General features: G+C 70.1%; 23 protein-coding genes. 11 read left to right on the forward strand and 12 right to left on the reverse strand.

The features are described 5' to 3' along the window. Nucleotides 1-14 precede the first annotated feature (14 nt). The 4 genes from EPAKOI_RS10230 (at nucleotide 15) to EPAKOI_RS10245 (ending at nucleotide 3,855) form a co-directional block, all read left to right on the forward strand. Complete coding sequence (locus tag EPAKOI_RS10230) at nucleotides 15-1,043, forward strand: ABC transporter permease (RefSeq protein ID WP_313834966.1); 1,029 nt, start codon at nucleotides 15-17, stop codon at nucleotides 1,041-1,043. Further along, the gene (locus EPAKOI_RS10235; protein WP_423192145.1) at nucleotides 1,037-1,834 is read left to right on the forward strand and encodes an ABC transporter ATP-binding protein; all 798 of its coding nucleotides are present in this window, start codon (nucleotides 1,037-1,039) and stop codon (nucleotides 1,832-1,834) included. The genes EPAKOI_RS10230 and EPAKOI_RS10235 overlap by 7 nt, the downstream gene beginning before the upstream one ends. Nucleotides 1,835-1,837: 3 nt before the next feature. Then, the gene (locus EPAKOI_RS10240) at nucleotides 1,838-3,025 is read left to right on the forward strand and encodes a c-type cytochrome (protein WP_423192146.1); all 1,188 of its coding nucleotides are present in this window, start codon (nucleotides 1,838-1,840) and stop codon (nucleotides 3,023-3,025) included. Nucleotides 3,026-3,177: 152 nt separating this feature from the next. Further along, nucleotides 3,178-3,855, forward strand: a complete 678-nt coding sequence (locus EPAKOI_RS10245) for a hypothetical protein (RefSeq protein WP_423192147.1) — start codon at nucleotides 3,178-3,180, stop codon at nucleotides 3,853-3,855. Here the strand turns inward: EPAKOI_RS10245 and waaC are convergent. Next, the gene (waaC, locus tag EPAKOI_RS10250; RefSeq protein ID WP_423192148.1) at nucleotides 3,828-4,844 is read right to left on the reverse strand and encodes a lipopolysaccharide heptosyltransferase I; all 1,017 of its coding nucleotides are present in this window, start codon (nucleotides 4,842-4,844) and stop codon (nucleotides 3,828-3,830) included. The genes EPAKOI_RS10245 and waaC overlap by 28 nt on opposite strands. Before the next feature lie 148 nt (nucleotides 4,845-4,992). Continuing rightward, complete coding sequence (locus EPAKOI_RS10255) at nucleotides 4,993-5,604, reverse strand: cysteine hydrolase family protein (RefSeq protein WP_423192149.1); 612 nt, start codon at nucleotides 5,602-5,604, stop codon at nucleotides 4,993-4,995. Nucleotides 5,605-5,709: 105 nt separating this feature from the next. On the opposite strand from EPAKOI_RS10255, the gene EPAKOI_RS10260 reads away from it, so the two are divergent. Then, entirely contained in the window at nucleotides 5,710-6,570 is an 861-nt protein-coding gene (locus tag EPAKOI_RS10260) for a LysR family transcriptional regulator (protein WP_423192150.1), read from the forward strand. A gap of 237 nt (nucleotides 6,571-6,807) precedes the next feature. Then, nucleotides 6,808-8,796 (forward strand): diguanylate cyclase domain-containing protein, encoded by a 1,989-nt coding sequence (locus tag EPAKOI_RS10265; protein WP_423192151.1) that lies wholly within the window; start codon nucleotides 6,808-6,810, stop codon nucleotides 8,794-8,796. 103 nt (nucleotides 8,797-8,899) lie between these two features. Here the strand turns inward: EPAKOI_RS10265 and EPAKOI_RS10270 are convergent, their stop codons facing one another. The 6 genes from EPAKOI_RS10270 to EPAKOI_RS10295 form a co-directional block, all read right to left on the reverse strand. Next, complete coding sequence (locus EPAKOI_RS10270) at nucleotides 8,900-10,630, reverse strand: ABC transporter substrate-binding protein (protein WP_124685084.1); 1,731 nt, start codon at nucleotides 10,628-10,630, stop codon at nucleotides 8,900-8,902. A gap of 122 nt (nucleotides 10,631-10,752) precedes the next feature. Beyond that, nucleotides 10,753-11,061, reverse strand: a complete 309-nt coding sequence (locus EPAKOI_RS10275; RefSeq protein ID WP_124683877.1) for a DUF2160 domain-containing protein — start codon at nucleotides 11,059-11,061, stop codon at nucleotides 10,753-10,755. 10 nt (nucleotides 11,062-11,071) lie between these two features. Continuing rightward, nucleotides 11,072-11,902 carry a carbohydrate ABC transporter permease gene (locus EPAKOI_RS10280; RefSeq protein WP_423192152.1) on the reverse strand — a complete coding sequence of 277 codons (831 nt, stop codon included), beginning with the start codon at nucleotides 11,900-11,902 and terminating at the stop codon, nucleotides 11,072-11,074. After that, nucleotides 11,895-12,779 (reverse strand): sugar ABC transporter permease, encoded by an 885-nt coding sequence (locus tag EPAKOI_RS10285; protein WP_313834973.1) that lies wholly within the window; start codon nucleotides 12,777-12,779, stop codon nucleotides 11,895-11,897. Before EPAKOI_RS10285 ends, EPAKOI_RS10280 begins: the two co-directional genes overlap by 8 nt. Continuing rightward, nucleotides 12,776-13,876 carry an ABC transporter ATP-binding protein gene (locus tag EPAKOI_RS10290; RefSeq protein WP_423192153.1) on the reverse strand — a complete coding sequence of 367 codons (1,101 nt, stop codon included), beginning with the start codon at nucleotides 13,874-13,876 and terminating at the stop codon, nucleotides 12,776-12,778. Before EPAKOI_RS10290 ends, EPAKOI_RS10285 begins: the two co-directional genes overlap by 4 nt. A 1-nt stretch (nucleotide 13,877) precedes the next feature. Then, a complete protein-coding gene (locus EPAKOI_RS10295; protein WP_124683873.1) occupies nucleotides 13,878-14,996 on the reverse strand; it encodes an ABC transporter ATP-binding protein in 1,119 nt (372 codons plus the stop codon). A 158-nt stretch (nucleotides 14,997-15,154) separates the two neighbouring features. On the opposite strand from EPAKOI_RS10295, the gene EPAKOI_RS10300 reads away from it, so the two are divergent. Next, complete coding sequence (locus tag EPAKOI_RS10300) at nucleotides 15,155-15,925, forward strand: DeoR/GlpR family DNA-binding transcription regulator (protein ID WP_423192154.1); 771 nt, start codon at nucleotides 15,155-15,157, stop codon at nucleotides 15,923-15,925. Between the two features lie 58 nt (nucleotides 15,926-15,983). On the opposite strand, the gene purU is transcribed toward EPAKOI_RS10300, so the two are convergent. After that, complete coding sequence (gene purU, locus EPAKOI_RS10305) at nucleotides 15,984-16,850, reverse strand: formyltetrahydrofolate deformylase (protein ID WP_124683871.1); 867 nt, start codon at nucleotides 16,848-16,850, stop codon at nucleotides 15,984-15,986. A gap of 47 nt (nucleotides 16,851-16,897) precedes the next feature. Next, entirely contained in the window at nucleotides 16,898-17,716 is an 819-nt protein-coding gene (locus EPAKOI_RS10310) for an NUDIX hydrolase (RefSeq protein ID WP_313834976.1), read from the reverse strand. Between the two features lie 33 nt (nucleotides 17,717-17,749). Here EPAKOI_RS10310 and glpK point away from each other — a divergent pair, with 33 nt between their 5' ends. The 3 genes from glpK to EPAKOI_RS10325 all read left to right on the forward strand — a co-directional run bounded on the left by glpK (nucleotide 17,750) and on the right by EPAKOI_RS10325 (nucleotide 21,373). Next, the gene (gene glpK / locus EPAKOI_RS10315) at nucleotides 17,750-19,285 is read left to right on the forward strand and encodes a glycerol kinase GlpK (RefSeq protein ID WP_423192155.1); all 1,536 of its coding nucleotides are present in this window, start codon (nucleotides 17,750-17,752) and stop codon (nucleotides 19,283-19,285) included. Between the two features lie 21 nt (nucleotides 19,286-19,306). Continuing rightward, on the forward strand, nucleotides 19,307-20,911 hold the full coding sequence (locus EPAKOI_RS10320; protein ID WP_423192156.1) for a glycerol-3-phosphate dehydrogenase/oxidase: 1,605 nt from the start codon (nucleotides 19,307-19,309) through the stop codon (nucleotides 20,909-20,911). 78 nt (nucleotides 20,912-20,989) lie between these two features. Beyond that, nucleotides 20,990-21,373 carry a hypothetical protein gene (locus tag EPAKOI_RS10325; RefSeq protein ID WP_124683867.1) on the forward strand — a complete coding sequence of 128 codons (384 nt, stop codon included), beginning with the start codon at nucleotides 20,990-20,992 and terminating at the stop codon, nucleotides 21,371-21,373. An 89-nt stretch (nucleotides 21,374-21,462) separates the two neighbouring features. Here the strand turns inward: EPAKOI_RS10325 and EPAKOI_RS10330 are convergent, their stop codons facing one another. Then, nucleotides 21,463-21,684 (reverse strand): hypothetical protein, encoded by a 222-nt coding sequence (locus EPAKOI_RS10330; protein ID WP_124683866.1) that lies wholly within the window; start codon nucleotides 21,682-21,684, stop codon nucleotides 21,463-21,465. 110 nt (nucleotides 21,685-21,794) lie between these two features. After that, the gene (locus tag EPAKOI_RS10335) at nucleotides 21,795-22,229 is read right to left on the reverse strand and encodes a YXWGXW repeat-containing protein (protein ID WP_124683865.1); all 435 of its coding nucleotides are present in this window, start codon (nucleotides 22,227-22,229) and stop codon (nucleotides 21,795-21,797) included. 232 nt (nucleotides 22,230-22,461) lie between these two features. Here EPAKOI_RS10335 and EPAKOI_RS10340 point away from each other — a divergent pair, with 232 nt between their 5' ends. Further along, nucleotides 22,462-23,067: a YfiR family protein gene (locus EPAKOI_RS10340; RefSeq protein WP_423193509.1), complete on the forward strand. Its 606-nt coding sequence runs from the start codon at nucleotides 22,462-22,464 to the stop codon at nucleotides 23,065-23,067. Nucleotides 23,068-23,092: the final 25 nt, after the last annotated feature.

The raw sequence follows: 23,092 nt of genomic DNA on the forward strand, positions 1-23,092 counted from the left end.
ACCGGAGACCGAACATGGCAACGTCGTCGCAAACGCTCGACGCCCCGCTGCTGCACGGCGGGGCCACGCGCCCGGCCGCCAGGGTCTGGCCGGCCGGCATCGTCGCCGCGCTGGCCTGGGGCGCCTTTGGCCTGGTCACGCTGCGCTGGCCCAACAAGGTGGCCGGCTTCAGCGACTGGGCCTATACCGAGGAACTGGGCATCGCGGTGCTGGTGGCCGCCGCCGCGCTGCTGGCCGTGGCGCTGGCCGGCGGCTACCTGCGCCCGCTGCGGCGCGCGGACCCGGCGCTGCGCCAGGCCGGCCCGTGGCTGGTGGCGCTGCCGCTGGGGCTGGCCGCCTGGGAAATCCTGACCGCCAAGACCGCCACGCTGCCCACGCCGTTCTTTGCGCCGCCGCAGGCGCTGATCGAGGTCTACGTCGACGACTGGCGGCGGCTGGGCGACAGCGTGCTGAACACGGTGAAGCTGCTGGGCTTCGGCGTGGCCTACGGCGGCGTGGCCGGCTTTCTGATCGGGGTGTCGATCGGCTGGTCGCGGCGCATCGGCTACTGGGTGCATCCGGTGCTGCGGGTGCTTGGCCCGCTGCCGTCGACGGCGCTGCTGCCGCTGACGTTCTACTTCTTCCCGTCCAGCTACGCGGCGGCGGTGTTCCTGATCGCGCTGGCCACGGCCTTTCCGGTGGCCGTGCTGACGTGGTCCGGCGTGGCCGGCGTGAACAAGAGCTACTACGACGTGGCGCGCACGATGGGCGCGTCCGAATGGTTCCTGGTGCTGCGCGTGGCCATTCCGGCCGCGCTGCCGCAGGTGTTCGTCGGCCTGTTCATGGGGCTGGGCGCATCGTTCTCGGTGCTGGTCACGGCCGAGATGATGGGCGTGAAGTCCGGGCTCGGCTGGTACCTGACCTGGGCCCAGGGCTGGGCGTCGTACGTCAACATGTATGCGGCGCTGATCGTGATGGCGCTGCTGTTCTCGGGCGTCATCACGCTGCTGTTCGCGGTGCGCGACCGCGCGCTGTCCTGGCAGAAAGGAACCGTCAAATGGTAGCCGGCACTGTGCAACCCACCGCCGACCGCGCCGCGCGCGGCGCCCGCATCGACATCCGCGCCGTCAGCCACGCGTTTGGCGACGGCGACCGGGCGCTGCCCGTGCTCGACGGCGTGAACCTGGCCGTGGCGCCGGGCGAATTCGTCGCGCTGCTGGGCCCCAGCGGCTGCGGCAAATCCACGCTGCTGCGGCTGGTGGCCGGGCTCGATCAGCCGTCGCAGGGCCAGATCCTGCAGGACGACGCGCCGATCGACCGGCCCGACCCGTCGCGCATCGTCGTGTTCCAGGACCCGACGCTGTACCCGTGGCGCCGCGTGCGCGACAACGTGGCGCTGGGCCTGCAGGCGCGCGGCCTGCTGCGCCGCGAGGGCCATCGCGTGGATGCGGCGTTGAAGCGCGTGGGGCTGGAGGCGTTTGCGCGGGCATTTCCGCACCAGTTGTCGGGCGGCATGGCCCAGCGCGTGGCCCTGGCGCGCGCGCTGGTCAACGATCCGCGCCTGCTGGTGCTGGACGAACCGCTGGGCAAGCTCGATTCGCTGACCCGGCTGGCGATGCAGGGCGACCTGGTGGAACTCTGGCAGCGCGCCGGCTTCTCGGCGCTGCTGGTCACGCACGATGTGGAGGAGGCGCTGTTCCTGGCCCAGCGCGTGATCGTCTTCAGCCAGCGGCCCGCGCGTATCACCGCCGAGATCCGCGTCGACCTGCCCTACCCGCGCCATCGCGGCGATCCGCGGCTGGCCGAACTGCGCCACGAGGCGCTGCGCCACCTGGGTCTCGATGCAAGCTGGTAAGCCATGACCGCCCCGCCCCCGCAGGCGTGGCTCAACGCGCTGCTGGAGGCGGTGCAGGCGGCCCAGCTTGGCCTGCTGCGCCTGTGGCACGCGCTGGGCTGGATCGGCGACCGGCACGGCCAGCCCGCGTGGCCGTGGACGCACCGCATCGCCGGCGAGACGCTGCTGATCGACCTGGGCCTGGCGCGGCAACTGGCGCTGACGCTGGTGGCCGTTGCCGTGGCGCTGGCCTGCCTGGCCGTGGCGCTGGGCTGGCGGCGGCGCCGCGCCGTCTGGCTTGGGCTGGGCGCGCTGGCGCTGGTGGCCGCGCCCTGGCCATCGCCGGCGCTGCTGCTCACGCCGGCCGCGCCGACGAGCTTCCATCGCCATCCCGCACCGTTCACCGTCGACGCCATCGCCGAGGGCGGGCGCGTCTACGCCCGCCACTGCGCGGCCTGCCACGGCGCCGATGGCCGGGGCGAAGGTCCGCTGGCCGCCACGCTGACGCGCTGGCCGCCCACGTTCGCCAGCCCGCTGCTGGGCCGGCGCGCCGAGGGCGAACTGTTCTGGCATATCGCCGCAGGGATGCGCGACGGCGCCGGGCGCGCGACGATGCCCGGTTTCGGGCGGCAAATCGACGACGCGCAGACCTGGGCCGTGATCGACTACATGAAGGCGCTGGCCGCCGGCACCGGTGCCGCCGCGCAGGGTAGCTGGCCGATCCCGCTGCGGCTGCCCGAGGTGGCTGTGCGCTGTCCGCAGGCGCCCGTGCGGACGCTGGCCGACTGGCGCGGCCGCCAGCGCGTGCGCGTGGTGGCATTCGACGGCCAGCCGGGCGCCTGGCCGGTCGACGATCCGCGCTTCCTGACGCTGCTGGTCACGCGCGACGGCCAGCCGCTGCCGGACCTGCCGGCGTTCCGCGCCGGTTGCGTGGCGGCCTCGGCCGATGCGTGGCCCGTGTTCGCGCGGCTGGCCGGCATCGATCCGGCACGGCTGGCGGGCACGGTCTGGCTGGCCGACCGCGATGGCTGGCTGCGCGCGCAGGCCGGGCCGGGCGGCGATGGCTGGAGCGAGGCAAGCCTGCTCTGCACGTCGGGACAGGCGGCACAGGCGGCAAGGACGGGCGCCGCGCCGGCCGACGGGCTGACCGCGCTGCTGCTGCGGATGGACGCGGAACCGGTGCGCTTTGTGCAGGGCGGCTTTGTCCACTGATTCCCGCCCCCGGCGGCCGCGTCTCGTTTGTCCGGCATCAAACCGGCCGCCAGAAGAGAAATTTCAGCACCGATTTGCAGAATCGTCCTAACGACGTGGGCCGGTGCGGCGCGTAGCGTGTGTGGGTTGCCCACTGCCACGCACCCGCACCGATGTCGCTGGAACTGTCTACCACCCGCCCGACCACCGGAAATCCGTCCGACGCCAGCAGCCTGCGGACCTGGACCGGCCGCTACGCCGCATCGCCGGGCCTGTTCGAGATCCGGCCCCGCTACCTGCCGCGCGACGCGCGCCCGGTGTTCGACGAGGACATGGACTGCATCATCGGCTACGCGCGCCGCTTCGGGCTGCGCAGCCACCTGTACGACCTCAATGGCGAGATGTTCTACGTCCGGGAGGACCTGTCGCCGCTGCCACCGCCGCAGAAACGCGACCCGCTGGTGGTGGTGGGCGGCCTGTGGACCGACAACGTGCGCGGCGTCACGCCGCTGGGGCTGACCGGCACCGGCACCACGCTGCCGCCGCCGGTGCTGGCGCAGCTCCGCAACCGCTTTGCGGGGCTGGCCCAGTCGTCACTGCTGTATGCGGAAGCGGCGCTGGCGCGCATGAACGCGCCGCAGCTGTTCGTGCCGGTGCACATCCTGCGGCTGGCGATGCGCCATGGCGAACCGACCGGCGCGCCGCCGGGCGTGCGGCGCGGGGCGCGCTACCTGGCGCGCATGCTGATCCGGCGCCAGGCGTTCATGCTCGACCTCGTCACCGCCAACGGCAATTCGACGGTGGTCGACTTCGAGTACTGGCGTTACGCCGACGGGGTGCCGGCCGCCTGAAGCGGCCGGGTCTCGGGAACGGCAAACCGGTGCGTGACATGATCGATCGCCTGCAGCACCTCGGCCACGGTTGGCTGCACGCCGTCGTCGCCGACCGACACCGACTGGCCGGGCTTGTCCACGCCAAAGTGATGGCGGCGCGTGGCCGTGAACAGCATGACGGTGGGCTTGCCGAGCGCGTCGGCCAGATGGACGAAGCCGGTGTCCATGCCGACGACCAGGGACGCGGCGTCCACGCGCTGCGCGACCTCGGTGATCGACATGCGCGGCAGCACTTCTGCGTTGGGCATGGCCGCGGCCAGCGCCTGGGCCTCGTCGTGTTCCTTCTGCGAGCCCCACGGCAGTTGCACGCGATAGCCCTGCCGCGCGAGCTGGTGCCCGACCTCGATCCAGTTGGCCTGCGGCCATTTCTTGATATCGAGCGAGGTGGCGTGGAACAGCAGCGCGCGCGGCACGCCGTCGGCGTTCAGCGGCGTGGCCGGGGGCGGCACGCGCAGTTCGGCCGATTCATGAGGTTCGATCTCGTAGCCAAGCGCATTGGCCACGACCAGCCGCATCTTCTGGCGGCAGTTGGCGTCGCCATGGGGGCCGAAGATCTCGGTGTAGGCAAAGACCGCCTTTTCCTCGCCCAGGAACTCGGCGGCATAGCCGAGCCGGCGCTTCGTGCGCGCCAGCCGGGCCGCGATGGCGCTCTTGAACACGCCGTGGACGTCGATGGCCACGTCGTAGCGCTCGCGCCGCAGGTCGCGCAGCGCGCCGAGGATGCCGCGCAGGTCGCGCCACTTGCGGCCGTTCTTCTTGAACTGGCGCAGCGGCGGCGCGATGACGCGATCGACGCCGACGGCCCAGCGCGGGATGTCGGCGCAGGAGGCGTCCGCGATCCAGTCAATCCTGGCACCGGGATAGGCGCGACGCAGGTCGTACAGCAGGGGCAGCGTGTGGACCATGTCGCCCAGCGACGTGATCTTGATAAGGAGGATGCGCTTCATGCGGGGGCGGCGAGAAAACGGGCGCGCGGCCGGGAACGGCGGCGCAGCGAAGGCGCTAGTATGCCCTAGCCCGGCCGGCGGTCTGGCGGGTTTTATGTAAGGGAGTCCACGGCCGCGCCGCCCGGCGGCGGCTTAGCGGCTCAGCGGATCACGCCGCCCATGCCGACGTGTCGGCCACCACGGTGGCAAAGCGGTCGTTCAGCGCCGCCAGCGTCACGCGGTGCAGTTCGGCGGCGGGCAGCGGCTGGCCGCCCAGCGGGTCCGGCAGGTCGCGCGTGGCGCAGGCGGCGGCCACCAGCGTGACGCGGTAGCCGTGGTCCAACGCCGAGCGCACCGTGGCGCTGATGCACATATGGGTCTGGAAGCCGGCCACGATCAGCTCCTTGCGGCCGGTGGCGGCCAGCCGGGCGGCGAGGTCGGTGCCGGCGAAGCTGTTCGGCAGGTGCTTGGCCACCGTCTGCTCGCCGGCGGCCGGCGTCAGGCCCTCGATGATCGCGGCATGGGGGCTGGCGGGGTCGAACGCGCCACCGGCCTTGCCTTCGTGGATCACGTGGATGACCGGCGTGCCGTAGCGGCGCGCCTGGGCCAGCAGCGCCGCGCACTCGGCCACGGCGGCCGGCATGCCGGTCAGCGGCAGCTTGCCGTCGATGTATTCGCGCTGGTGGTCCACCAGCACGAGCACGGCGTCGGTCCACGCGGAAGGCAGGCGACTGGCGCCGGCGGCGTCGAGCAGGGTGAAGGGCTTGGCAGGGGCGGTCATGGCGTCTCCCGGGGGCGGCGGGGGTGTCTGGGTTGGCGGGGTGGTGTGCACGCATCGTAGAGCGCGGTAAGCTGTACGCCAATTCGCCACCAAATCACACAAGCTGTGCAAAAAAGCACAATCGCCTGGGATGACCTGCTCACGCTGTCCACGCTGATGCGCGCGGGCAGCTATTCGGCCTGCGCGCGCGAACTCGATATCACGCACGCCACGGCCATCCGCCGCATTCGCCGGCTCGAAGCCGCGCTGGGCAAGCCGGTTGCCACGCGCACGGACGGCAGCTTCGTGCTGACGGCGGCCGGCCGCAACGCGCTGACCGCCGCCCGCCAGATGGAACAGTCGGCCGACCGGCTGCTGCGCGAGATCGAGGGGGCCGGCACCGGCGTCTCGGGCGTGGTGCGCGTGGCGGCCACGGCGTCGCTGGGCAGCCATTTCCTGACGCCCCGGCTGCCGGCGTTCTACGCGCGCCATCCCGACGTCGAATTGCGGCTGGAGGTGGACAACCGCGTCACCAGCCTGGCGCGGCGCCGCGCCCATATCGCGGTGCGGCTGGCGCGTCCGCAGGAGGATTCGCTGGTCGCGCAGCGCGTGGGCACGATCCATTTCGGGCTCTACGCGCCGGCCGCGATGTCGGCCGCCGAGGCCAACGCACGCGAGACGCCACTGTGCGGGCTGCTGGACGAAGGCTTCACGCTGCCCGAGGTGCAATGGCCGCAGGCGCAGGCGCGGCATTTCTCGTTCCAGTCCAACAGCTTCCTGGCCGTGCGCGAAGGCGTGCGCGCCGGGCTGGGCGTGGCGCTGCTGCCGCACTACTTGGGCGCCGGCGAGGCCGGGCTGGCGCTGGTGCGCAACGTGCCCGAGGTGGTGCGCGAGGTCTGGCTGGCCTATCCGGCCGAATTCCGCGGCGCGTCGCGCTTCCGGCCGGTGATCGACTGGCTGGCCGCCACGCTGGCCGACTGCCCCTGACCGGGCGGCGTCCGCGTCATGTCGCGCCGCCGCCACGGCGCGTGCGCCAGCGGCCCGCCATGTGGGCTGTCACACGTGCCGGCCGGCCCCCGGCGCCGAAAATCCATGGCGTTTCTGCTACGCTTTGAACCGTCTGCCGAGGAGGCATCGCAGCGGTGCATCCCGAAGATGGGCAGGGTCGTGGCGGTCAAGCCCAGGCAGGCGGAACGGGTCAGCATAAAAAACAAGAAGAGATTCATGCGGCACTCACTGAAGTACCGGATGGCCATCGCGGCGGCGACGGTTGTCACGCTGGTGTTCGCGGTGCGGGTCGGGTTTTCCCAGCTCTACGCGTACACGCGCCTGCAGCAAGTCATCCAGGCCCAGCAGGACACCCTGGTCAAGCTGGTGGCGGACCAGTTGGACGACAAGCTCGAATCGCGCGCGGTGGTGCTGCGCCGCCTGGCGCGCACGCTGGCGCCCGTGCTGGATCGGCCCAGCGCGCAACTGCGCCAGCTGGCCACCGACACGGTGGACATGCCCGAGCACTTCAACGCCACGTTCCTGGCCTGGCCCGACGGCACCCTCGCCTTCAGCACCGCCGTGCCCGACGGGGTCAAGATGACCGTCGGCGATCGCGAATACTTCAAATCCATCGTCAACGGGGCCGACTTTGCCGTCTCCGACCTGCTGCAGGGCAAGCACAGCAGCGCACCCGGCGTGATCCTGGCCGTGCCGCTGCGCGATGCGCAGGGGCGGCTGCGCGGCGTGGTCGGCGGCGTGCTGAACCTGTCGGCCGACAACTTCCTGCGCGAACTGGCGCACCACCGCGTGGGCGTGACCGGCTACTACTGCCTGGTGTCGGCCGGGCCGAATCCGCGCTACGCGATGCACCCCGACGCCACCAGGGTGCTGGCGGCGGCGCGGCCCGTGGGCGAGACGTGCGGCGCCGAGGTGCCGGCATCGCGCTGGGAGGCGCTGGCGCCAGAGCAGCCGGTGGTGGCCCGCTACCTGCTGGAATCGAATGGCTGGGAGGTGGTCTCCGTGCTGCCCGCCGCCGAGGCGTACGCGCCGCTGGTGGAGGTGCGCCACCGGGCCATCGTGCTGGGCCTGCTGACGCTGCTGGCCGCGGCCGGGCTGATGTGGATGGCCATCCGCCACCTGCTGGCGCCGCTGGAACACCTGCACCGCTCGGTGCGCAAGCTCTGCGAGCAGCCCAACGCCGTGGCCGAGCTGCCGGTGCGCCGCGACGACGAGATCGGCGAGCTGGCCGGCGCGTTTGCCGACGTGATGACCCAGCTTACCGAGCGAGAGGCGGCACTCAAGGCCGCCACGGACAGCGCCGCCGCCAGCGAGAAGCGGCTGGCGGCCATCGCCAACCATGTGCCGGACCTGGTGGCCTTTATCGATGCCGACGAGCGCTTTGTCTTCGTCAACCGCGCCTATGCGCGCCATTTCGGGCTGCCGACGGCGCAGATCGCCGGGCTGACGCTGCGCGAGCTATGGGGCACGCCCGACTACATGGCCAACAAGCCGTACCTGGAACGGGCCTGGCTGGGCGAATCGGTGACCTGCACGCGCGAGACGGCCGAGGGCGTGGCCTGGGAGATGACGTTCCAGCCCGCGTGGAACGACGCGATGGACGCACTGACGGGCCTGCACATGTTCGCGCGCGACATCACCGGCGAGCGCCAGAAGCTGCGCAGCCTGGAGGCGCAGACGCTGTCCGACCACCTGACCGGCCTGCTCAACCGCAAGGGCTTCGACCGCCGGCTGCAGGAAACCATTGCCCGCGCCGACGCCGACGGCCATCGCACCGCGCTGCTGCTGGTGGACCTGGACGATTTCAAGGCCGTCAACGACACCCACGGCCACCCGGTGGGCGACCAGTTGCTGGTCGCGTTTGCCGAACGGCTGCGCGGCTGCGTGCGCGGCGGCGACGCCGTGGCGCGGATTGGCGGCGACGAGTTCGCCATCGTGCTGGAGGACGTGGGCAACCCCAACACGGTCGAGCGCATTGCCCACACGGTGGTCCACGCGGCCATGCGGCCGTTCGAGATCGACGGGCACCGGCTGGTGGCCACCGCCAGCGTGGGCAGCGCGCTGCACCGGCCCGACCAGGGCACGTCGGTCAGCGAGCTGTTCATGCGCGCCGACATGGCGCTCTACGACGCCAAGCGGCACGGCAAGGCGTGCCATGCGTCGACGCCGGCCACCCGCCCGCTCGACAGCCCGGCCCGGGCCTGAACCCCGCGCGCCGGCGCCAGACGTAAAAAAAAGCGGCGGCGCATGACGCGCCACCGCTTCGCACCGCAGGCCGAACACCTCGTCCGGCGAAGGACTGGCGGGGTCAGCGCACCCGCCCTTCCTTCCACGCCTGCAGCAGTTTGTCGTAGGCGATGGTCTCGCCCTTCGGCTTCTCGTTGTCGAGCTTCTTCCACGGCGCATGGTCCGCCGACAGCCACTTCGACGGGTCGCTCTTCGGGTTGAGCTTCGGCGCGCACTGCGCCATGCCGGCGCGCTGCAGGCGGGCCATGACCTGGTCCATTTCCTCGGCCAGGTTGTCCATGGCGGCCTGCGGCGTCTTCTCGCCGGTCACGGCCGTGGCCACGTTCTTCCACCAGAGCTGGGCCAGCTTGGGGTAGTCGGGCACGTTGTTGCCGGTGGGCGTCCAGGCCACGCGGGCCGGGCTGCGGTAGAACTCCACCAGCCCGCCGTACTTGGCCGCGTTCTTGGTCAGGTAGTCGTGGTTGATGTCGCTGTCGCGGATGAACGTCAGGCCGGTCAGCGACTTCTTCAGCGACACCGTCTTGGACGTGACGAACTGCGCGTACAGCCAGGCGCCGGCCAGGCGGTTCGGGTCGGTGTTCTTGAAGAACGTCCACGAGCCCACGTCCTGGTAGCCGTTCTGCATGCCCTGCTTCCAGTACGGGCCGTACGGCGACGGGGCCATGCGCCACTTGGGCGAGCCGTCGGCGTTGACCACCGGCAGGCCCTTCTTGGTCATGTCGGCCGTGAATGCCGTGTACCAGAAGATCTGCTGCGCCACCTGGCCCTGCGCGGGCACCGGGCCGGCTTCGGAGAACGTCATGCCCATGGCCTGCGGCGGGGCGTACTTCTTCATCCAGTCGATGTACTTGGTCAGCGCGTAGACGGCCGCCGGGCTGTTGGTGGCGCCGCCGCGCGACACCGACGCGCCCACCGGCGTGCACTTGTCGTCGGCCACGCGGATGCCCCACTCGTCCACCGGCATGCCGTTGGGCAGGCCCTTGTCGGCCGATCCGGCCATCGACAGCCAGGCGTCGGTGAAGCGCCAGCCCAGCGACGGGTCCTTCTTGCCGTAGTCCATGTGGCCGTAGACCTTCTTGCCGTCCAGTTCCTTCACGTCGTTGGTGAAGAAGTTGGCGATGTCCTCGTAGGCCGACCAGTTGGTCGGCACGCCCAGGTCATAGCCGTACTTGGCCTTGAACTTGTCCTGCAGGTCCTTGCGCGCGAACCAGTCGGCGCGGAACCAGTACAGGTTAGCGAACTGCTGGTCGGGCAACTGGTACAGCTTGCCATCCGGCGCGGTCGTGAACTTGGTGCCGATGAAGTCCTTGACGTCGATGCCGGGGTTGGTGAATTCCTTGCCGGCGCCGTTCATGTAGTCGGTCAGCGGCAGGATGGCGCCGTAGCGGTAGTGCGTGCCGATCAGGTCCGAGTCAGAGATCCAGCCGTCGTAGATCGACTTGCCCGACTGCATCGACGTCTGGAGCTTTTCCACGACGTCGCCTTCCTGGATCAGGTCGTGGTTGACCTTGATGCCGGTGATTTCCTCGAACGCCTTGGCCAGCGTCTTGGATTCGTACTCGTGCGTGGTAATCGTCTCCGACACCACGTTGATCTGCGTCACGCCCTTGGCCTTGAGCTTGGCGGCGGCGTCGATGAACCACTTCAGCTCGGCCTGCTGCTTGTCCTTGGACAACGACGACGGCTGGAATTCGTTGTCGATCCACTTTTTCGCCGCGGCCTCGTCGGCCCACGCGGCATGCCCGCATGTCAGCGCGGCCGCAAAGGCCAGGGCCGACATCCCCAACTTCACGTGCTCTTTCATTCGTGTCTCCTCAGCTACCCTTCCCCGGCTCTGTACCTGGGTTGCGGCCCCGGGGAAGGGACAAAGATCTCGCAGCCCATGAACGCCAAACCCCAAAGACGCTCCCCGGCTCAGCCGTGGCGCATGATCACCAGCAGCACCACGGCGGACACCGCCGCGCTGATCCACACCGACGGCTCGGCCTGCAACTGGAACCAGCCCTGCATCTTCTCGCCCAGGCCCACCCAGGCCAGGTTGATCCAGGCCGCGCACATCAGGCCGATAAACAGGCGGTCGCCGCGCGTGGTGGCGATCGGCAGGAAGCCCTTGCGCTCCACCGTGGGCGCGCGCACCTCCCAGATCGTCATGCCCACCAGCATCAGCACCACCAGCGAGAAGAAGACGGCCACCGGGGTGGTCCATACCATCCAGCTCAGCATCGTAGTTTCCTTAAACGCGGCCCATCGCAAAGCCCTTCGCGATGTAGTGCCGCACGAACCAGATCACGATGGCGCCCGGCACGATGGTCAGCACGCCGGCCGCCGCCAGCACGCCCCAGTCCATGCCCGAGGCCGACACCGTGCGCGTCATCGTCGCCACGATCGGCTTGGCGTTGACCGATGTCAGCGTGCGCGCCAGCAGCAGTTCCACCCAGCTGAACATGAAGCAGAAGAACGCCGCCACGCCCACGCCGGCCTTGATCAGCGGCAGGAAGATCGTCAGGAAGAAGCGCGGGAACGAGTAGCCGTCCACATAGGCGGTCTCGTCGATCTCACGCGGCACGCCGGACATGAAACCTTCCAGTATCCAGACCGCCAGCGGCACGTTGAACACCAGGTGCGCCAGCGCCACGCCGAGGTGGGTGTCCATGAGCCCCATCGTCGTATAAAGCTGAAAAAACGGCAGCAGGAACACGGCCGGCGGCGTCATCCGGTTGGTCAGCAGCCAGAAGAACACGTGCTTGTCGCCAATGAACTGGTAGCGCGAGAACGCGTAGGCGGCCGGCAGCGCCACCCCGATCGAGATGACCGTGTTCAGCAGCACGTAGATCAGCGAGTTGATGTAGCCCGAGTACCACGACGCATCGGTGAAGATCGTCACGTAGTGCTCCAGCGTGAACGACGCGGGCCAGAGCGACAGCGACGAGACGATCTCCTCGTTGGTCTTGAACGACATGTTCACCATCCAGTAAATCGGCACGATGGCAAACAGCAGGTACACGGTCAGGAACACCGGCCGCCACCAGCCGGGGCGCTGGCCGGGAAGGGTGCGCTCAGCCATGGGGCATCTCCTCGGTGCCGGACGTGCCGGCGCGCTGCATCCAGTTATAGAGCACGAAGCAGGTCAGCAGGATGATCAGGAAGTACACGATCGAGAACGCGGCGGCCGGCCCCAGGTCGAACTGGCCCACGGCCTTCTGCGTCAGATACTGCGACAGGAACGTGGTGGCGTTGCCCGGCCCGCCGCCGGTCAGCACGAATGGCTCGGTGTAGATCATGAAGCTGTCCATGAAGCGCAGCAGCACGGCAATCATCAGCACGCCGCGCAGCTTGGGAAGCTGGATGAAGCGGAACACGGCGAAGCGCGACGCCCCGTCGATCTGGGCGGCCTGGTAGTAGGCGTCCGGAATCGCGCGCAGCCCGGCGTAGCAGAGCAGCGCCACCAGCGGCGTCCAGTGCCAGACGTCCATCACCAGCACCGTGACCCAGGCATCCACCGCGCTGCCGGTGTAGTTGTAGTCGAAGCCCATGCCGTCCAGCGCGGCGCCCAGCAGGCCGATGTCGGTGCGGCCAAAGATCTGCCAGATCGTGCCCACCACGTTCCACGGAATCAGCAGCGACAGCGCGATGATGACCAGCGCGGCCGACGCCTGCCAGCCCCGCGCCGGCATGGCCAGCGCCAGCAGGATGCCCAGCGGTATCTCCACGCACAGCACCGCCAGCGAGAAGCCGAGCTGGCGCAGCAGCGCGTCGTGCAGCTCGCCGTCGCGCAGCACCGTGGCAAACCACTCGGTGCCAACGAAGACGCGGCGTTCCGGCGAGATGATGTCCTGCACCGAATAGTTGACGATCGTCATCAGCGGCAGGATCGCCGAAAACGCCACGCAGATCACCACCGGCAGGACCAGCAGCCAGGCTTTCTGGTTGACGGGCTTCATGAGACCAGTTCCTCGTTGATATAGAAGCAGGTGTGGCGGTTGAACACGGTCAGCCACGCGGTATCGCCGGGCCGCAGCGCGGCGGCCTCGGTACCCAGCCGGGCACGCAGCGTGGCGTCCTGACCATGGTCCACCGTGGCCGTCATCAGCCAGTACGTGCCGATGTCCTGCGCGCGGGCCACGCGCACCGGCATGGCCTGGGGGTCGTCGGCCGGGGCCAGTTGCAGGTATTCGGGCCGCACGCCGATGCGGAAGCTGCCGGCCGCCTGCAGCGTGGCCTGCGTGGCGGGCGGCAGGTCTGGCATGTAGCGCCGCCCCGCCACCTCGATGGCGCCGTCGCGCCACTGGCCGGGCAGGAAGTTCATGCCCGGCGACCCGATGAAATGGCCGACGAACGTGTGCGCCGGCCGCTCGAACAGCGCATCGGCGGCGCCCACCTGCACGGCCTTGCCGCGCGACATCACCACCACCTGGTCGGCAAACGTCAGCGCCTCGGTCTGGTCGTGCGTCACGTAGATCAGCGTGAGCCGGAATTCGTGGTGGATTTCCTTGAGCTTGCGCCGCAACTGCCATTTCAGGTGCGGATCGATCACGGTCAGCGGCTCGTCGAACAGGATGGCCGACACGTCCTGGCGCACCAGCCCCCGCCCCAGCGAGATCTTCTGCTTGGCGTCGGCGGCCAGCCCGCTGGCGCGGCGGTCCAGCCAGCCCGACAGGTCGAGCATCTCGGCCACCCGGCCCACCCGCTCCCTGACCTGCGCGGCCGGCACGCCCCGGTTGCGCAGCGGGAACGCCAGGTTCTCGCCGACGGTCATCGTGTCGTAGATCACCGGAAACTGGAACACCTGGGCGATGTTGCGCGCCTGCGGCGAGGCGTCGGTGACGTCCTGCCCGTCGAAGCGGATGGTGCCCTGCGACGGCCGCAGCAGCCCCGAGATGCAGTTCAGCAGCGTGGTCTTGCCGCAGCCGGACGGCCCCAGCAAGGCATAGGCGCCGCCGTCCTCGAACGTGAAGTTCAGCGGCAGCAGCGCGTAGTCGTCGTCCTTCTGGGGATGGGGCACGTAGGAATGGGCGAGATCGAGGTCGATGCGTGCCATGTCAGGCTCCCGTCTCGTTGAGCGGCGTGCTGGCCGCGTCGGCCAGGGCGCCGGGCCGGCGCGGTGCGTGGATGCGCTGGCCGGCGGCGTCGAACAGGTAGATCTGGCCCGGCTCCACGTGGATGGCCAGCGGCGCGCCGAGCCGCAGGTCGAGCACCCCGGCAAACTGGGCCACGAGGTTGCCGGCGGCCGTGTCGATATGGACGAACGTGTCGGAGCCGGACAGCTCGGCCAGCGCCACCTTGCCCGGCACGGCCACGGCGCCCGGCACCGGCTGCAGCCGCAGCGCCCCGGCGCGGATACCCACCGTGACCGGCCCGCCGGGCGCGGCCACGTCGGGCATCGGGATGCGGATCTGGCCCGGCAGCGTCACGTGGCCGCCATCGAGCACCCCTTCCACCAGGTTCATCGGCGGATCGCTGAACGCGCGCGCCACGCGCAGCGAGGCGGGATAGTGGAAGACTTCGGGTGTCGGGCCGTATTGCAGCAGCTCGCCGGCGTCGAGCACGGCGGTGTGGCCGCCCAGCAGCAGCGCCTCGGCCGGCTCGGTGGTCGCGTAGACCACCGTGGCATCGCCCTGCGCGAACAGGTGGGTCAGTTCCTCGCGCAATTCCTCGCGCAGCTTGTAGTCCAGGTTGACCAGCGGCTCGTCCAGCAGCATCAGCGGCGCGTTCTTGGCCAGCGCCCGGGCCAGCGCCACGCGCTGCTGCTGGCCGCCGGACAGCTCGGCCGGGTAGCGCGCCAGCAGGTGCTCGATATGCAGGCGCCCGGCCAGGCTGCGCACGCGCGCGGCAATGTCGTCGCGGCTGTCGCGCCGCAGCCGCAGCGGCGAGGCGATGTTGTCGAAGACGGTCAGCGACGGGTAGTTGATGAACTGCTGGTACACCATCGACACGTTGCGCTCGCGCACCGGCACGCCGGTCACGTCCACGCCATCCACCCGCACGCGGCCGGCGGTGGGCTTGTCGAGCCCGGCCATCACGCGCATCAGCGACGTCTTGCCGGCCTGGGTGGCCCCCAGCAGGATGGTGACGGCGCCCGGCACCGGGGCCAGCGACATCGGGTAAAGATAGGCTTGCGATCCCACTTGCTGCGCAATGCCTTCCAGGCTGAGCTGCATCCAGTCTCCAATGTTCCTGTGCTTGATCAGCCACTTCGAAAACCGCGGCCGAGGCGCACTTTTCCAGTCGTCGGGTGCGTTTTAGCGCAAAAACGAACATAAAACAATACTGCGGTGCGTCATTTGTTTTCGTTTCTGTTTGATCTAGAATGCCCGGCATGACGCTTAATCCCCGCCAGACCGCCCTGCTAGAGGAAGTGCGCACCCAGGGCTTCGCCTCGATCGACGAACTCGCGCGCAAGTTCGGCGTGACGCTGCAGACCGTGCGGCGCGACGTGAACCTGCTGGCCGAGAACGGCATGCTGGCCCGGTTTCATGGCGGGGTGCGGATGGAGGGATCGACCACCGAGAACATTGCCTACCGGCAGCGGCAGGTGCTCAACGCCGAAGGCAAGCAGCGCATTGCGCGCGCGGTGGCGGCGGCGGTGCCCGAGGGCTGTTCGCTGATCCTGAACATCGGCACCACGGTGGAAGAGGTGGCGCGCGCGCTGGTGCATCACCGGGGGCTGCGGGTCATCACCAACAACCTGCACGTGGCCAATATCCTGGCCGACAACCCGGACTGCGAGGTGATCGTGGCGGGCGGCGTGCTGCGCTCGCGCGACCGGGGCATCATCGGCGAGGCCACGGTGGAGTTCATCCGCCAGTTCAAGGTCGACATCGGGCTGATCGGCATCTCGGGCATCGAGACCGACGGCACGCTGCGCGACTACGACTTCCGGGAGGTCAAGGTGGCCCGCACGATCATGGAACACTCGCGCGAGATCTGGCTGACGGCCGACGCCAGCAAGTTCAACCGCCGCGCCATGGTGGAACTGGCGCCCCTGTCGAGCATCGACAGGCTGTTCACGGACGAGCCGCTGCACGCGCCCTATGACGCGATGCTGGCCGACAGCGGAGTGAAATGTGTGGTGGCGGATGCGGCATGACTGCCGCCCATCGCCGGGGGGACACCCCTCTCCGCTGGCGGGAGAGGGGCTGCGGCCTTTACTTGAAGACCACGGTCTTGTGACCGTTCAGCAGGATGCGGTGCTCGGCGTGCCACTTGACCGCACGGGCCAGCGCCACGCATTCCACGTCGCGGCCCACGGCGGTCAACTGCTCGGGGTCCATGCTGTGGTCCACGCGCTCGATCTCCTGCTCGATGATCGGGCCCTCGTCCAGGTCGGCCGTCACGTAGTGGGCCGTGGCGCCAATCAGCTTCACGCCGCGGTCGTGGGCCTGGTAGTACGGCTTGGCGCCCTTGAAGCTGGGCAGGAACGAGTGGTGGATGTTGATGGCCCGGCCTTCGAGCTTGCGGCACAGGTCGTCGGACAGCACCTGCATGTAGCGGGCCAGCACCACGAGGTCGATGTTCTGGTCGCGCACCACCTCGAACACGCGGGCTTCCTGCGCGGCCTTCTGCTCGGCCGACGCGTTCATCAGCGGCAGGTGGAAGAACGGCACGTCGTACGACGCGGCGAGCTGGTAGAAATCACGATGGTTCGAGACGATCGCGGCAATCTCCACCGGCAGCCCGCCCACCTTGGCGCGGAACAGCAGGTCGTTCAGGCAGTGGCCGATCTTGGACACCATGATCATCACGCGCGGCTTGACCGTCGCGTCGAACACGTTCCACTGCATGCCGAACTGGTCGCCCACGGGCGCGAACGCCTGGCGCAACTCGGCCAGGCCGGGGCCGCCCGGCGCGGCGCTGAAATGCACGCGCATGAAGAAGCGGCCGGTAAAGGCGTCGCCGTACTGGTCAGAATCTACGATGTTGCAGCCATGCTGGAACAGCAGGCCGGACACGGCGTGCACGATGCCCGGCTGGTCCGGGCAGGAAAGCGTCAGGATAAAACCAGTGGTGCTCATTTGGGGCAAATCGGGGTTGGGCAAGGCCGGGCCGCGATGCGGGACATTCAGGGCTGGACGGACGCCCAGCCGCGCCTGCGGAGGGCATCCAGCGTCACCAGCGTGGCATCGACGGTCATGGCGCGGCCCGCCATGATAGCAAGCAATGCCTCCGGGTCGATATGCCGATGCTCGGCCACCTCGCCGTCGCGGTTGTGCGGCACGAAGTCCGGCGGCAGCAGCAGGTCATATATATACACGCGCTCCCACTGCACGCCTTCGGGGATTTCGCGCAGCACGTCCAGCGCGCCGTGGGCCTGGGCCTGCCCGGCCAGCGCCGGCGGGATACCCGATTCCTCGTCGCATTCGCGCACCAGCGTCTCCAGCGGATCGCTGCCGGCCGGCACGCCGCCGGCCACGAGGTTGTCCCACATGCCCGGGTCCACCGCCTTGGACGGGCTGCGCCGCGAGATCCAGAACGCCCGCTGGCCGGCCACGATGCCGTTCATGTGGGACGCAAACGTCAGCAGCCCCAGGAACCGCGCCGCCGCCCGCTCGATGACCGCGAACGGCACCGCGTCCGGCGCCGGCGTCACCGCGAACAGCTCGTTGCGCCAGCCGCGCACATGGCCCGCGTCAGCCAGGTCACGCGCCAGCGCGGCCAGCGCCGCGTCGCGCCCGGCCCGGTCATCGCGGCCGGGCAGCAGCGCCACCGCCCCGCCCTGCTCCGGCCCCAGCGTGCCGGGCCAGCCGCGCAGCACGTCGGCATGGGTGCGCGGCAGCCAGCCCACGTGCCGGCCGTCGGCCAGCAGCCGCAGGTGGGCGGACGGATCAAAGGGGCTGCGCGCGGCCACGCCGGCAGCCACCACGCTGACAATATCGGACATAGAGAAGCCATTTCACCGTTACGGATGGACCGCATGACATCCACGCCTTCCACGCAATCGCCGCAGTACGTGCTGGCCCTGGACCAGGGCACCAGCAGCTCGCGCGCCATCCTGTTCGATCACGCCGGCAATGTGGTACGGATCGCCCAGCGCGAATTCCGGCAATATTATCCGCACCCCGGCCACGTCGAGCACGACCCGTACGAAATCTGGCAGTCGCAGCTTGCCGTGGCCCACGAGGTGCTGGGCGACGCCAACGTCAGCGGCTCGCAGCTTCGCGCCATCGGCATCACCAACCAGCGCGAGACCACGGTGCTGTGGGACCGCAAGACCGGCGAGCCGGTGGGTCGCGCGCTGGTCTGGCAGGACCGCCGCACCGCGCCGATGTGCGAGGACCTGCAGGCCGCCGGCCACGGCGACACGTTCCAGCGCAAGACCGGGCTGATCATCGACGCCTACTTCTCGGGCACCAAGCTGCGCTGGATGCTGGACCACTACGACGGCGCCCGGGCGCGGGCCGAGCGCGGCGAGCTGGCCTTCGGCACCGTCGACAGCTGGCTGATCTGGCAGCTCACCGACGGCGCGCACCACGTGACCGACGTCTCCAACGCCTCGCGCACGCTGCTGTTCAACATCCACGACTTCCGCTGGGACGACGAGCTGCTTGGCATCCTGGACATCCCGCGCAGCCTGCTGCCCGAGGTGGTGCCGTCCAGCGGCCACGTGGCGCGCACGTCGGCGCGGCTGTTCGGCGTGGAGGTGCCCATCGCCGGCATCGCCGGAGACCAGCAGGCCGCCACGTTCGGCCAGGCGTGCCTGAAGCCGGGCATGGCCAAGAACACCTACGGCACCGGCTGCTTCATCCTGATGAACACGGGCAACCAGCCGGTGACGTCGCGCAACCGGCTGATCACGACGATTGGCTGGCAGATCGGCCAGGACACCCAGTACTGCCTGGAAGGCGGCGTGTTCATGGGCGGCGCCACGATCCAGTGGCTGCGCGACGGCCTGAAGCTGATCCACAGCGCGCCCGAGGTAGACCCGCTGGCGCGCCAGTGCGACGACACCGGCGGCGTGGTGCTGGTGCCCGCCTTTGCCGGGCTGGGCGCGCCGCACTGGGACCCGTTCGCGCGCGGCACGCTGGTCGGCATCACGCGCGGCACCGGCGGGCCCCATATCGCCCGGGCCGCGCTGGAATCGATCGCGCTGCAGAGCGTGGACGTGCTGGACGCGATGCAGAAGGACGCCGGCATCTCGCTGGCCGAGCTGCGCGTGGACGGCGGCGCGTCGCGCAGCGACCTGCTGATGCAGATGCAGGCCGACCTGCTGGGCACGCCCGTGGTGCGGCCGCGCGTGACCGAGACCACGGCGCTGGGCGCGGCCTACCTGGCCGGCCTGGCCACCGGCTACTGGACCGACCCCGGCGAGATCGCGCGCCAGTGGCAGGTGGAGCAGCGGTTCGAGCCGAAGCTGTCGGCCGACGCCCGCGCGCACCGCATCGCCCGCTGGCACCGCGCCGTCGACCGCGCCCGCGACTGGGCCCGGGACGGCAACGACAGCGCAACCTGAACATCGAAGGCCCGAACCACCATGTCTACCTCCGTACCTCCGGTCCAGCCTCCCTCGCGGGCCCAGTTGCTCGATACGCTGGCGCGCACGCCGCGCTGGGACGTGATCGTCATCGGCGGCGGCGCCACCGGCCTGGGCACGGCGCTCGACGCCGCCGCGCGCGGCTATCGCACCCTGCTGCTCGAAGCGGCCGACTTTGCCAAGGGCACGTCCAGCAAGGCCACCAAGCTCGTGCACGGCGGCGTGCGCTACCTGGCCCAGGGCAACATCAGCCTCGTGCGCGAGGCGCTGCACGAACGCGGCCTGCTGGCCCGCAACGCGCCGCACGTGGTGTGGCCGCTGGGCTTCGTGGTGCCGGCCTACCAGATGTTCGACCAGCCGTTCTACGGCATCGGGCTCAAGGTCTACGACATGCTGGCCGGCGGGCAGAACCTGTCCGGCAGCCGCTGGCTCAACCACCGCGAGACGCTGGAAGCGGTACCCACGCTGGCCGAGCACGTCGGCGGCCGGCCGCTGCGCGGCGGCAACCTCTATTTCGACGGCCAGTTCGACGACGCGCGGCTGGCCATGGCGCTGATGCGCACGCTGTTCGACGTGGGCGGCACGGCCGTCAACTACCTGCGCGTGACCGGCCTGGCCCAGCGCAACGGCGTGGTCACCGGCGTCACGGCCCAGGACGCGCTGGGCGATGCCACGTTCGAACTGCGCGCCGACTGCGTGATCAACGCCACCGGCGTGTGGGTCGACGCGGTGCGGCAGATGGAGGACGGCCAGGCGCGCACGATGGTGGCGCCCAGCCAGGGCGTGCACCTGACCATCCCGCGCAGCTTCCTGCCCGGCGACCGCGCGATCCTGATCCCGAAGACCGACGACGGCCGCGTGCTGTTCCTGGTGCCCTGGAACGGCCACGTCATCGTCGGCACCACCGATACGCCGCGCAAGGACCTGCCGCTGGAGCCGCGCGCCACGGGCGACGACATCGACTTCATCCTGGAAACGGCCGCGCGGTACCTGGCGCGCGACCCGTCCCGCGCCGACGTGACCAGCGTCTGGGCCGGGCTGCGGCCGCTGGTCAAGGCCACGGGCGAGTCGTCCACCGCGTCGCTGTCGCGCGAGCACACGATCCTCGTGTCGCGCGCGGGGCTGATCACCGTCACCGGCGGCAAGTGGACCACCTATCGCAAGATGGCCGAGGACGTGATCGAGACCGCGATCCAGCGCCAGATGCTGCCCGCCGCGCCGTGCCGCACGGCCAGCCTGCCGCTGCACGGCGCCACCGGCATGCCCGACGACCTGCCGCCGCCCAACTCGGGCTCGCCCGACCGCTACTACGGCGCCGACCTGCCGCTGGTGCGCGCGCTGCCCGGCGCCGACGCGACGGTCGTGGCGGCCTCCGGCCTGACCGAGGCCCACGTCCGCTTTGCGGCCCGCCACGAACTGGCGCGCCGGGTGGAGGACGTGCTCGGCCGGCGCAACCGCGCGCTGTTCCTGGACGCCCGGGCCGCGCTGGCCGGCGCGCCGCGCGTGGCGGAGATCCTGGCCGAGGAACTGGGCCACGACGCCGCCTGGCAGGCGCGCGAACTGGAGGACTTTGGCGCGCTGGCGCGCGGCTACCTGCTGGAATGACGCGGCGCGGCGCGGCGGGTGCTGCCCGTGGCGCGGGACTTCGGCGATAATGCCGGCTGACGCATCAGGGAGAACACCATGGACGAGATTGACGATCTGTCCGATCTGCCGATGCCCCGGTTCATCTGGGGCTTCGCCATCACCGCCGGCAAGGGCGGCGAGGTCACGCACGACGAGTTCGAGTACCTCACCCACACGCGCAGCCCGCGCTTCACCTGCCGCGTGGTGGAACTGGAAGACATGCCCGCCGACAGCGAGGAAGCAGGCATCGACGGCCGCATCGTCCACTACGACGAGCCCGAACGCCTGTTCTACATCACCGACGCCGGCATGGCGCTGGTCAACTTCCAGATGTTCGACAAGCTGCCCGACAAGGGCAAGCTCAAGAAGGTCTGCGACGAAGCCATCGCCAACTGGATGCTCCGGCGCGAATTCCTCGACGACGAGGAAGACGAAGGCTGAGCCCCAACGAAAAACGCACCCTCGGGTGCGTTTTTTGATGCCTGGGACCGGCCACGTCACGGCCGTTACGGCCGTCACGGCCATACGGCCTAGTCGCGCACCTCGATCAGCCCGGCGGCCACGCGCTCGATCTCGCAGTAGACCGCCAGCGCGTCCAGCGGGCCGGTGCAGCCCACGCCCGACGCCTGCTCGGCACTGGCGCCCGGCGGCAGAAACACGAACGCCATGCCGGGCTGGAAGCCGGGATGGCGGCGCAGGCTGTCATTGAGGATGTCGAGATACTGCGAGCGGGAGAACACCTGCTTGGGCATGTCGGGGCTCCGGGTAGTCGGCTGTGCCCGGGCATCCTAGCATGGCCCCGCCGCGCGCCGTCACCGCATGGCGATGGCGGCGGCGCGGGCCCGGCGCCGCGACATGGGCCTCAGCACTCGCCCTTCTTGGCGTGGCCCGGCGGGCAGTGGTAGCCCTTGGGGCCGGGCCCGCCGCGATGGTCGTCATGGCGCGGGCCGTGGTAGCGGTCGTAGTCCGGGCCGCGGTTCCAGCGTTCGGGCTGCATCACCCAGCCGTTGCTGGCCTGCACCCAGCGCGGCGCCTCGTAGACGTAGCCGGGGCGCTCGGCCACCCAGTGGCCCTTCTTCCACGCATGCTTGCGGTAGTGGTCGTCCCAGGACCAGTAGCCGGGCGCCCAGACGTAGCCGGCGCGCGGCGCGGGAACGACTTCGTAGATCGGGGCCGGCGGCGGGGTGCCGATGCCGATGTTGATATTGACCTGCGCCATCGCGGTGGGCGCGAAGACGGCGGCGGACCAGATCAGCGCGGCGCCGGCGGCGGCACGCAGCAAGGTTTGGCGTTGCATGATGGACCCTTTCTTGTGTTGTTCGGCGGGCGCCGTGCCCCGGCACCCTCGGACCGACAGGCAGCAGTGTACCCACGGGCCGGACCCTGTGATGTAAGAAACGGTTTCGGGGCGTTACCGCCGATTCCGGGCGCCGCGGCGGCCCGTCCCTACAGTTTTGCCGGTTCGCGCCGACACTCTGGAGAGCGTCCACGATCCATCCGACCCCATCTCCACGCCCGCCGCCTTGCCGATCGCCGCCCACCTGCCCCGCCCTGCCTCCCGCCCTGGCCCCCAGCGCCGCCCGCTCCGGCTGGCGCTGGCCGCGTGGCTGCTGCTGGCCGGGCTGGCCGGGGCCACCGCACCGCCCGCCACGCCGCTGCCGGCTTCCGGCGCGTCGGCCCCGCCATCGCGCCCCGAAGCCGTGGCCCGCGTGGTGCTGAGCCTGCTCAGCTACGCCCGGTGGCCCACCGAGCGCGAGACGCTGCGGCTGTGCGTCGATGGCGGCGCCCGCTACGCCGGCAAGCTGATGGAAGGCGGCACGCTGTCCACGGGCCGGCTGGTCGACGCGCGCCGGGTGGACACCGCGTCCGACGCGCTCGTGCCGCAGTGCGACGCGCTGTACCTGGGCGCCGTCACCGAGGCGCGCCGCCGCCCGCTGGCCGCCGCGTTCGTCGGCAAGCCGGTGCTGGTGGTGGCCGAGGAAGATTTCGAGTGCGAAGGCAGCAGCATGTTCTGCCTGAACATCCGCGACCAGCAGGTGTCGTTCCGCATCCATCTGGAAGCCATCGCACGGAGCGGCATCCACGTGCATCCGGGCGTGCTGCAACTAGGACGCCGCAAGGCGCCCGCGCCATGACCGCGCCCGCCCGGCCCCGCCCGCG

The organism is Cupriavidus sp. H18C2, assembly GCF_049393795.1.
GTDB lineage: Bacteria > Pseudomonadota > Gammaproteobacteria > Burkholderiales > Burkholderiaceae > Cupriavidus > Cupriavidus pauculus_C.

What these genes read in the sequence shown, in the direction of transcription:
- EPAKOI_RS10230 (WP_313834966.1), top strand. Translation starts at nt 15, where the DNA reads ATGGCAACGTCGTCGCAAACGCTCGACGCCCCGCTGCTGCACGGCGGG.
- EPAKOI_RS10235 (WP_423192145.1), top strand. Translation starts at nt 1,037, where the DNA reads ATGGTAGCCGGCACTGTGCAACCCACCGCCGACCGCGCCGCGCGCGGC.
- EPAKOI_RS10240 (WP_423192146.1), top strand. Translation starts at nt 1,838, where the DNA reads ATGACCGCCCCGCCCCCGCAGGCGTGGCTCAACGCGCTGCTGGAGGCG.
- EPAKOI_RS10245 (WP_423192147.1), top strand. Translation starts at nt 3,178, where the DNA reads ATGTCGCTGGAACTGTCTACCACCCGCCCGACCACCGGAAATCCGTCC.
- waaC (WP_423192148.1), bottom strand. Translation starts at nt 4,844, where the DNA reads ATGAAGCGCATCCTCCTTATCAAGATCACGTCGCTGGGCGACATGGTC.
- EPAKOI_RS10255 (WP_423192149.1), bottom strand. Translation starts at nt 5,604, where the DNA reads ATGACCGCCCCTGCCAAGCCCTTCACCCTGCTCGACGCCGCCGGCGCC.
- EPAKOI_RS10265 (WP_423192151.1), top strand. Translation starts at nt 6,808, where the DNA reads ATGCGGCACTCACTGAAGTACCGGATGGCCATCGCGGCGGCGACGGTT.
- EPAKOI_RS10275 (WP_124683877.1), bottom strand. Translation starts at nt 11,061, where the DNA reads ATGCTGAGCTGGATGGTATGGACCACCCCGGTGGCCGTCTTCTTCTCG.
- EPAKOI_RS10280 (WP_423192152.1), bottom strand. Translation starts at nt 11,902, where the DNA reads ATGGCTGAGCGCACCCTTCCCGGCCAGCGCCCCGGCTGGTGGCGGCCG.
- EPAKOI_RS10285 (WP_313834973.1), bottom strand. Translation starts at nt 12,779, where the DNA reads ATGAAGCCCGTCAACCAGAAAGCCTGGCTGCTGGTCCTGCCGGTGGTG.
- EPAKOI_RS10290 (WP_423192153.1), bottom strand. Translation starts at nt 13,876, where the DNA reads ATGGCACGCATCGACCTCGATCTCGCCCATTCCTACGTGCCCCATCCC.
- EPAKOI_RS10295 (WP_124683873.1), bottom strand. Translation starts at nt 14,996, where the DNA reads ATGCAGCTCAGCCTGGAAGGCATTGCGCAGCAAGTGGGATCGCAAGCC.
- EPAKOI_RS10300 (WP_423192154.1), top strand. Translation starts at nt 15,155, where the DNA reads ATGACGCTTAATCCCCGCCAGACCGCCCTGCTAGAGGAAGTGCGCACC.
- purU (WP_124683871.1), bottom strand. Translation starts at nt 16,850, where the DNA reads ATGAGCACCACTGGTTTTATCCTGACGCTTTCCTGCCCGGACCAGCCG.
- EPAKOI_RS10310 (WP_313834976.1), bottom strand. Translation starts at nt 17,716, where the DNA reads ATGTCCGATATTGTCAGCGTGGTGGCTGCCGGCGTGGCCGCGCGCAGC.
- glpK (WP_423192155.1), top strand. Translation starts at nt 17,750, where the DNA reads ATGACATCCACGCCTTCCACGCAATCGCCGCAGTACGTGCTGGCCCTG.
- EPAKOI_RS10320 (WP_423192156.1), top strand. Translation starts at nt 19,307, where the DNA reads ATGTCTACCTCCGTACCTCCGGTCCAGCCTCCCTCGCGGGCCCAGTTG.
- EPAKOI_RS10325 (WP_124683867.1), top strand. Translation starts at nt 20,990, where the DNA reads ATGGACGAGATTGACGATCTGTCCGATCTGCCGATGCCCCGGTTCATC.
- EPAKOI_RS10330 (WP_124683866.1), bottom strand. Translation starts at nt 21,684, where the DNA reads ATGCCCAAGCAGGTGTTCTCCCGCTCGCAGTATCTCGACATCCTCAAT.
- EPAKOI_RS10335 (WP_124683865.1), bottom strand. Translation starts at nt 22,229, where the DNA reads ATGCAACGCCAAACCTTGCTGCGTGCCGCCGCCGGCGCCGCGCTGATC.